This window comes from Paenibacillus anseongensis, assembly GCF_009757995.1.
GTDB lineage: Bacteria > Bacillota > Bacilli > Paenibacillales > NBRC-103111 > Paenibacillus_E > Paenibacillus_E chondroitinus.
Window position 1 is genome coordinate 1 of sequence record NZ_WSEM01000029.1, and the last position, 6,339, is coordinate 6,339.

Annotated in this window: 3 protein-coding genes, 12 tRNA genes and 1 rRNA gene; all 16 read right to left on the bottom strand. The window is 45.7% G+C overall.

Annotation, left to right across the window (positions count from 1 at the left end):
- Positions 1–98: 98 nt before the first annotated feature.
- The 16 genes from GON05_RS28605 to rrf all read right to left on the bottom strand — a co-directional run bounded on the left by GON05_RS28605 (position 99) and on the right by rrf (position 6,224).
- Complete coding sequence (locus tag GON05_RS28605) at positions 99–704, bottom strand: zf-HC2 domain-containing protein (protein WP_127456698.1); 606 nt, start codon at positions 702–704, stop codon at positions 99–101.
- Positions 705–773: 69 nt separating this feature from the next.
- On the bottom strand, positions 774–1,370 hold the full coding sequence (gene sigW / locus GON05_RS28610; RefSeq protein ID WP_157324018.1) for an RNA polymerase sigma factor SigW: 597 nt from the start codon (positions 1,368–1,370) through the stop codon (positions 774–776).
- A gap of 317 nt (positions 1,371–1,687) precedes the next feature.
- Positions 1,688–4,474, bottom strand: a complete 2,787-nt coding sequence (gene ppc, locus GON05_RS28615; RefSeq protein ID WP_157324020.1) for a phosphoenolpyruvate carboxylase — start codon at positions 4,472–4,474, stop codon at positions 1,688–1,690.
- Between the two features lie 570 nt (positions 4,475–5,044).
- Positions 5,045–5,115 (bottom strand) — tRNA-Gly (locus GON05_RS28620).
- A 7-nt stretch (positions 5,116–5,122) separates the two neighbouring features.
- Positions 5,123–5,196, bottom strand: a tRNA-Pro gene (locus GON05_RS28625).
- 22 nt (positions 5,197–5,218) lie between these two features.
- A tRNA-Arg gene (locus GON05_RS28630) sits at positions 5,219–5,295 on the bottom strand.
- Between the two features lie 8 nt (positions 5,296–5,303).
- Positions 5,304–5,378: transfer RNA gene (locus tag GON05_RS28635), tRNA-Gly, on the bottom strand.
- A gap of 38 nt (positions 5,379–5,416) precedes the next feature.
- A tRNA-Leu gene (locus GON05_RS28640) sits at positions 5,417–5,496 on the bottom strand.
- A 19-nt stretch (positions 5,497–5,515) separates the two neighbouring features.
- Positions 5,516–5,591: transfer RNA gene (locus GON05_RS28645), tRNA-Lys, on the bottom strand.
- Positions 5,592–5,602: 11 nt separating this feature from the next.
- Positions 5,603–5,674: transfer RNA gene (locus GON05_RS28650), tRNA-Gln, on the bottom strand.
- A 9-nt stretch (positions 5,675–5,683) separates the two neighbouring features.
- A tRNA-Thr gene (locus tag GON05_RS28655) sits at positions 5,684–5,756 on the bottom strand.
- A gap of 15 nt (positions 5,757–5,771) precedes the next feature.
- A tRNA-Val gene (locus GON05_RS28660) sits at positions 5,772–5,844 on the bottom strand.
- Positions 5,845–5,859: 15 nt separating this feature from the next.
- Positions 5,860–5,934 (bottom strand) — tRNA-Glu (locus GON05_RS28665).
- A 14-nt stretch (positions 5,935–5,948) separates the two neighbouring features.
- Positions 5,949–6,024: transfer RNA gene (locus tag GON05_RS28670), tRNA-Thr, on the bottom strand.
- A gap of 2 nt (positions 6,025–6,026) precedes the next feature.
- Positions 6,027–6,102 (bottom strand) — tRNA-Asn (locus tag GON05_RS28675).
- 5 nt (positions 6,103–6,107) lie between these two features.
- Positions 6,108–6,224 (bottom strand): 5S ribosomal RNA (gene rrf, locus GON05_RS28680).
- Positions 6,225–6,339 lie beyond the last annotated feature (115 nt).

Here is a 6,339-nt window from a genome sequence, read left to right on the forward strand (position 1 = left end):
TACCTCCAAAACCTTGAAAACAAGCATAGTATGTTGGTTATTCCGCTGTAGAAAAAAAACGCCCCCTTCGGCTCAAAGCCAACGGCAGACGTTCCAAGCTAATTCGAGAGCATGCCTACGAACTCGCCTAATTTATACCAAACCCAACCAATTGCTTCATTCACCTGTGTCACTTGACCCGAAATATGCGCGGTAGACGCCAAATTCAGTGTGCCATCGATAACGGTTAAATTACCCGTTACATCGCCTTCCACCTTCAGCGTTCCCCGTTGTACAACGAGATCTCCTTGCACGGTATGACCCTGCGGTACAATGACGGTATCCCCTTGGATGACTACATCCTGCAGGTTGCTTCCTTTGACCATCAAGTTCGTATCGTCATTCCACATGGACATGAAGCTGCCGAACATGACGGCCCCGAAAACGACAGCCACCGAACCAGCAGGATGCCTGCGAATGAAGTCCATCCAGCCGCTTCTTTGCTTCATTGGAGGCAATGCGCTCATAATCTGATCTGTCAGCGTATCAGAAGCTCTTAGTGGTGGCAGCATTCTAACTAGCGCATCTGTTTTCTCTAATTGTTTGAATAACGCATGACAGGCCTGACAAGCAATCAGATGTTCTTTTAACAGCCGAGAATCCGATCCTTGCAAATCACCGTCTAGATATTCATGTATGAGCGGGAGGGCTTCTTTGCAGTTCACCGGGCAGCCACCCCTTTCTTAGACTTTTGCATGTTGTGATATACCATACGTTTCGAATTTAAATATGTTTCACCTTGGAACAGGATTTGTATTGGCATCTTGTTCCTCCTGTTCTAACCGTTTGCGCAAGTACTCACGGCCCCGGTGTACTCGTGTTTTGATCGTCGTTACGGGCATATCAAGCACCTCAGAGATCTCCTGAAGGGACATATCCTGCAAATAGCGCAAAATGACGATTGATTTATATTTTTCCGGTAAGGTATCAATCGCATTACGAATCTGCTCCTGCGTCTCGGACACGATGATTTGTTTCTCAGGCGTGTCTTCATGACTTGGCAGCATCGCATAATAGTCATTGCCTTCTCCGTCCGGCATTTCCGCGTCTAAGGAGTACGTATTCTTTCTTCTACGCAATTTATCGATACACAGATTCGTTCCAATTCGAAAAATCCAAGTTGAAAACTTCTGATTCTCATCATATCGGTGCAAATTCGTATAGACCCGCAAGAACGTTTCCTGCACCGCATCCTCGGCCTCTTGTTTGTTATTCAGCATACGGTAAGCCAAGTGAAAGATCTTATCCTTATAGAGCTCTACAAGCTCCGCAAAAGCATTTCGATCCCCATTTCTGGCTAGTTTAGCCAGACGTGCTTCAACAAAATTCAATTCGTTTTCCTCCGGCTTCTTAGGCAATTCGACTCTTTTCTAATACATACGCAAAAATAACGTTTTGATTTCAGAAATTAAGATTCCAACCAAAATTAAACCCATCCCTATCCATTATAACCCATTTACCGGCTACGCAATAATGGAAAACGTAGCGATAATCGCCACAGGAAGCTCAACCGAACCTAACATCCCCACATGTGTGCTGCCGTTCGAGGAAAACAGATCTTGTATAGAACAAGAAAAGTCGAGATGCACTCGCTATACGAGGCCCCCGACTTTATCATCCTGTCTATACGCTTATGCACTCTATAGTATCAGCCTGTGTTTCTCAGCCCAGCTGCAATGCCGTTAATTGTAAGCAGCACTTCACGCAGCAGAATTGCATCGTCTTCATTATTTTCACGCAGGGCACGAAGCTCTGTAAGCAGTTCAACCTGCATATAGCTCAGTGGATCAACGTAAGGGTTACGCAGGCGAATTGACTCTTGAATAACAGGAACATTATCCAAAATCTCTTGCTGCCCTGTAATTTGTAAAATGATCGAAGAAGTTAATTCATATTCTTCCCTAATGAGGTTGAAAATACGCTCTGCAATCGCCGATTCCTTCACTAAATTCCCGTATTCTTTCGCAATTTGCAGATCCGCTTTGGCAAGCGCCATTTGCAGATTATCAATCATAGTACGGAAGAATGACCAATCTTCATACATTTCTTTTAACGTCTCTAGATTCGCTGCATTCCCTTGATAAAAGCTTTGCAGACCTGTGCCTGCCGCATACCATGCAGGAAGCAAATAACGAGTTTGCGTCCAGGAGAATACCCACGGAATCGCACGCAAATCTTCGAATCTGTCGCTATTTTTACGCTTGGATGGACGTGAACCGATATTCAGCTCGCCAATCTCAGGCAGCGGTGTTGATTCTTTGAAGAACGTTAAGAAGTCTTCGTCCCTGAAAATGAGGTCCTGATATTTCGTCTGTGCTTGCTCCGAAATACCTCGCATAATCGTCTCCCATTTGTCTTCTTGTGGAAGTCTTTGTGGGGAAAGCGATAGTTTGGACGCTGTAATTAATGCAAAAGTCGCCTGCTCTAAGCTGCGATAAGCAATCCCTTGCAAGGAATAACGAGAAGATAAAACTTCCCCTTGCTCTGTGATCTTGATACCGCCACCAAGCGTTTCTACCGGTTGTGCAAGGATACTGCGGTTAAGCGGCATTCCGCCGCGCCCCAGTGCGCCACCACGGCCATGGAAGAACTTCAGTTTCACGCCGAATTTTTTCGCAGCTTCCGTGATATCCTGAAGCGCCATACGAAGCTCCCAGTTTGCTGTGATTACTCCGCCGTCTTTATTGCTATCCGAGTACCCAAGCATGATTTCGTGGAGCTGAGTTTCCGGATCAAGGCTGTCACGGTAAGCAGGAATTGCTAACAGTGTGCTCATAATACCTGGTGCCGCGTGCAAGTCGTCAATCGTCTCAAATAAAGGTACCGACTGAAGCGTGCTTGTTACGCTGCCATCGTTCTCTTTGCGGTATAGGCCTGCTTCTTTCGCAAACACGACAACTTCCAGAAGATCACTAGCACCTTGTGTCATACTAATTAGGTAGCTATTGATACAATTGCGTCCAAACTCCTTCTGAGCCTCGCCTACCGTACGGTAAACGTCTAAACACTCCTTCGTACCTTCGGAGTAATCCAGGTAAGTTGAAGTGATCGGTCTCGGATCATTCAGAACATCTGTCAGAAGCGAGATTTTCTCTTTTTCAGAAAGCTTACTGTAGTCACTCGTAATACCCATTTTCGCTAAAATCTCTGTCATTGCTGATTCATGCTCTTTACTGTGCTGTCTGATATCAAGAGCAGCTAAGTGGAAGCCGAACAGTTCAACTTGACGGATTAGCTTTTTAATATATTTGTCAGCAACGTAATCTGCAAAATGCGATCTTAAACTAGCATCAATAATTTGCAAATCACTAATAAATTCATCAGGGCTGTTATATTTCTGGCTTGTTGGTACATTAGGATTACCTGTGTTATGCACCTTTTCGATCATATAGGTTGTTTTGATACGGTAAGGCTCTTTCTCATTGCGCCATACATCCTGCACATTACCAAGAGCTACACGGTCGCACTGAATGGACTCCAGTAAGGCATCGCTAACCGTCACTATATTTTTGCTGAAGCTCATGTTCTCTAGAGTTTCCTTAAGAACCTCTTCATACTTTTGCAAAGCCAGTTGACGGTGCAGTCCTAGCGTTTCCCAGGTTACATTCGCTCTCACAGACGGATTGCCATCACGGTCTCCACCGATCCATGAACCGAACTTCAAGAAAGATGGTACATGCCAAGTATCCTGCGGGTAATATTTATTTAAGCAGCGTTCAAGCTCATGATAAACTTCCGGCAGCACATCGAACAAAGTTTCGTCAAAATAGTACAACCCGTTACGAACCTCATCGATGACCGTCGGTTTGCGATCACGCAGCTCGTCCGTTTGCCATAGATTCAAAACTTCTCCAAGCAGTTTCTCACGCAGCTGTTCACGCTCACGAGAAGTTAACATCGGATTATCCAGCTTCATCATATCTTCCGAAATACGCAGATTAATATCAAGTACCGCTCTACGCATTGCTTCCGTTGGATGAGCTGTCATTACAAGTTCTAAAGAGATAGATTTAAGAATTTCTTGTACTTCTGCAAAAGGGATGTGATTGTTTCTTAGTTCCTGAACAATGCTCTCTATGGAACCAGGCTGCACGGACTCACCGGAGGAACGCTCGTAGTCTCTTTTACGACGAATCCGATGATTCTGCTCAGCAATATTAACCAGCTGGAAGTAAATAGCGAATGCTCGGATCACTTGATGACGAATTTCCGGATCAAGCGAAGAAATCGTTTCTTTGAACTCATCATAGATTTCAATGACATAGTGTGCTCTTAAAGACTTACTCATCTCACGAATTTTCTCGACAACATCGAGGAGATCATTGCCGCCCTGATGTACCAGAACTTCACCTAGTATGTGCCCCAAGAAGCGTACGTCCCTGCGAAGCAGATTATTCGTTCCTTGCTTTTGTAGGCCGATTACATTCTCTAACATAACTCTCCACCTCATCTATTCACTATGTTGCATTAATGCTTCTCTCTATAAAAGCTTGACGTTACAAAAACTCATTTCAGAATATTTTACCACAATCCGCTCTTTGCACATAGTAGTAAAATAAAAAAAGCCCTAATTAAGCTGTGGTAATTAATGTATGTCACAACGAAGGGATTTCTCCTCCCTTCTCACAAACAAAACAAAAGCCACTCGATGGTGACTCTTTCTTATACCTATAGTTCTCTATAAGCATGCTTTTTTAGAAGGGCCCAAACTATGCATTGTGTTAACGGAACTACAGGCCTCTATTTAGCTGGAAAACGGTGCATTCATGCCTCGTAGGGAAGTACCGTCCGCTATTTTGTCGTTTTCAGCTAATATACTTGCCTTCGGCGGCAGATAAAGCCCTGTAGTTCCCCCTATCGGGGAATTAGGCTGATTTGAGCGAAATAGCGGACTCCAGTTCCCTTACTCTTCCCATACCTTACCTGTATTAAATACTCGGTCAATCATGCTTTTCCTTACCGTTGCAAAAGAAAAAGCCACCCGAAGGTGGCTCTCTTTCTGTAAAGCGGGTGATGGGAATCGAACCCACGCTACCAGCTTGGAAGGCTGAAGTTCTACCATTGAACTACACCCGCGTGTATATCGGGATGACACGATTTGAACATGCGACCCCCTGCTCCCAAAGCAGGTGCTCTACCAAGCTGAGCTACATCCCGATACGATAATACTAATAAGAAATGGCGCGCCCTGAGAGATTCGAACTCCCGACCTTTTGATTCGTAGTCAAATACTCTATCCAGCTGAGCTAAGGGCGCTTAAAATATGGAGCGGAAGACGGGGATCGAACCCGCGACCCTCGCCTTGGCAAGGCGATGCTCTACCGCTGAGCCACTTCCGCAGGGTACCTCAGGAGTATAAATACTGCTGAGGATTTAATGCGCGTAGAGGGACTTGAACCCCCACGGTCGCCCGCTAGATCCTAAGTCTAGTGCGTCTGCCAATTCCGCCATACGCGCATCTTCTAAATAAGGCAAATGGTGAGTCATGTAGGATTCGAACCTACGACACCCTGATTAAAAGTCAGGTGCTCTACCAACTGAGCTAATGACTCATAAAAAGAAACTGGGGATCAAGGATTTGAACCTTGGCATGACGGAGTCAAAGTCCGTTGCCTTACCGCTTGGCTAATCCCCAATAATAACATGCCGTCGAGAGGACTTGAACCCCCAACCTACTGATTACAAGTCAGTTGCTCTACCAGTTGAGCTACAACGGCATATAAAGTTAATGATGGAGGCTGACGGGATCGAACCGCCGACCCTCTGCTTGTAAGGCAGATGCTCTCCCAGCTGAGCTAAGCCTCCATGGGAAATACGTAATGGTGACCCGTAGGGGACTCGAACCCCTGTTACCTCCGTGAAAGGGAGGTGTCTTAACCACTTGACCAACGGGCCTTACAAAAAACTACTGGAGCTTCCAACCGGAATCGAACCGGTGACCTCATCCTTACCATGGATGCACTCTACCGACTGAGCTATGGAAGCAATGGCTCCCCGAACAGGACTCGAACCTGTGACAACTCGATTAACAGTCGAGTGCTCTACCAACTGAGCTATCAGGGAATATTGTTTGGCAACGTTCTACTCTCCCAGAACCCTGCGGTTCAAGTACCATCGACGCTGGAGGGCTTAACGGTCGTGTTCGAGATGGGAACGCGTGGGTCCCCTCCGCCATCATCACCAAACAGTCAAAGCGTGGTTTGCGCCTTGAAAACTAGATACGAAACTTGCGTAAAGTAACTACTATAGGATTTGTGGTTAAGCCCTCGACCGATTAGTATTCGTCAGCTGCATGCATTG

What these genes read in the sequence shown, in the direction of transcription:
- ppc (WP_157324020.1), bottom strand. Translation starts at nt 4,474, where the DNA reads ATGTTAGAGAATGTAATCGGCCTACAAAAGCAAGGAACGAATAATCTG.